The sequence below is a fragment of the Blautia sp. OF09-25XD genome, assembly GCF_003482095.1.
Lineage (GTDB): Bacteria > Bacillota > Clostridia > Lachnospirales > Lachnospiraceae > Fusicatenibacter > Fusicatenibacter saccharivorans.
This window is the reverse complement of record NZ_QUMG01000040.1, coordinates 1-2,052: the sequence shown is the minus strand read 5'-3', so window position 1 is coordinate 2,052 and position 2,052 is coordinate 1. Positions and strand designations below refer to the sequence as shown.

Annotated in this window: 1 rRNA gene; it reads left to right on the top strand. The window is 53.6% G+C overall.

The features are described from left to right. A 23S ribosomal RNA gene (locus tag DXA93_RS17450) occupies positions 1–2,052 on the top strand; the annotation flags it as partial.

The window sequence follows — 2,052 nt, the reverse complement described above, 5'->3', positions numbered from 1 at the left end:
CCATGTCCAGGCTGAAGCTGCCGTAAGAGGTAGTGGAGGGCCGAACGCACATCCGTTGAAAAGGGTGGCGATGAGGTGTGGGTAGGGGAGAAATTCCAATCGAACCCGGAGATAGCTGGTTCTCCTCGAAATAGCTTTAGGGCTAGCCTCGATGGAGTCTTACGGAGGTAGAGCACTGAATTTCTAAGGGGGCGTCAAAGCTTACCAAGGGATATCAAACTCCGAATGCCGTAAAGATGCTCATCGGGAGTCAGACTGCACGAGATAAGTTGGGCAGTCAAAAGGGAAAGAGCCCAGACCTGCTGCTAAGGTCCCAAAGTACGTGTTAAGTGGAAAAGGATGTGGGATTTCGAAGACAACTAGGATGTTGGCTCAGAAGCAGCCACACATTCAAAGAGTGCGTAATAGCTCACTAGTCGAGAGGTCCTGCGCCGAAAATGTCCGGGGCTGAAACACGACACCGAAGCACAGGATACCGCAAGGTATGGTAGAGGAGCATTGCTGGCGCAACGAAGCAGTACCGGAAGGAGCTGTGGAGTGCCAGGAAGAGAGAATGCCGGAATGAGTAGCGAGAGAGAGGTGGGAATCCTCTCGGCCGAATATCCAAGGTTTCCAGGGTAAAGCTGATCTGCCTGGGTAAGTCGGGGCCTAAGGAGAGGCAGAAATGCGTATCCGATGGACAGCAGGTTGAGATTCCTGCACTATCTAAAACAGAACTGTGGGGACATTTGTGGAGAGCACAGGCGCGGAACGGAAAGCCGCGTGCAAGCGAAGGAGGAGTCACATAGGAAAAACCGTGTGGCAATCCAAAGGCGTGATGCGGACCGAACTAAAGTAGGGAAGTGTGTGAGCATGAATCAAGAAAAGCCGCTATTGTTTTTAAGATACCCGTACCGTAAACCGACACAGGTGGATGAGGAGAGAATCCTAAGGCCGGCGGAAGAAGCATTGTTAAGGAACTCGGCAAAATGACCCCGTAACTTCGGGAGAAGGGGTGCCAACGAGAGTTGGCCGCAGAGAATAGGCTCAAGCAACTGTTTAGCAAAAACACAGGTCTATGCAAAACCGTAAGGTGAGGTATATGCTGACGCCTGCCCGGTGCTGGAAGGTTAAGAGGAGAGGTTAGCGCAAGCGAAGCTTTGAATTTAAGCCCCAGTAAACGGCGGCCGTAACTATAACGGTCCTAAGGTAGCGAAATTCCTTGTCGGGTAAGTTCCGACCCGCACGAAAGGCGTAATGATTTGAGCGCTGTCTCGACAATGCATCCGGTGAAATTGAAGTACCAGTGAAGATGCTGGTTACCCGCGCCAGGACGGAAAGACCCCATGGAGCTTTACTCCAGTTTGGTACTGGGGTCCGGCAGTGCATGTACAGGATAGGTGGGAGGCTGTGAACCTGGAACGCCAGTTTCAGGGGAGCCATTGTTGGGATACCACCCTTGTGCTGCTGGGCTTCTAACCAGCGGCCTTTATCAGGCCGGGGGACAATGCCAGACGGGGAGTTTGACTGGGGCGGTCGCCTCCGAAAGGGTATCGGAGGCGCTCAAAGGTTCCCTCAGAATGGTCGGAAACCATTCGAAGAGTGCAAAGGCAGAAGGGAGCTTGACTGCGACACCGACGGGTGGAGCAGGTACGAAAGTAGGACTTAGTGATCCGGTGGTATTAAGTGGGAATGCCATCGCTCAACGGATAAAAGCTACCCTGGGGATAACAGGCTTATCACTCCCAAGAGTTCACATCGACGGAGTGGTTTGGCACCTCGATGTCGGCTCATCGCATCCTGGGGCTGTAGTAGGTCCCAAGGGTTGGGCTGTTCGCCCATTAAAGCGGTACGCGAGCTGGGTTCAGAACGTCGTGAGACAGTTCGGTCCCTATCCGGCGTGGGCGTAGGATATTTGAGAGGAGCTGTCCTTAGTACGAGAGGACCGGGATGGACTGACCTCTGGTGTACCGGTTGAACCGCCAGGTTCACGGCCGGGTAGCCAAGTCGGGAAGGGATAAACGCTGAAGGCATCTAAGCGTGAAGCCCCCCTCAAGATGAGATATCCCATTC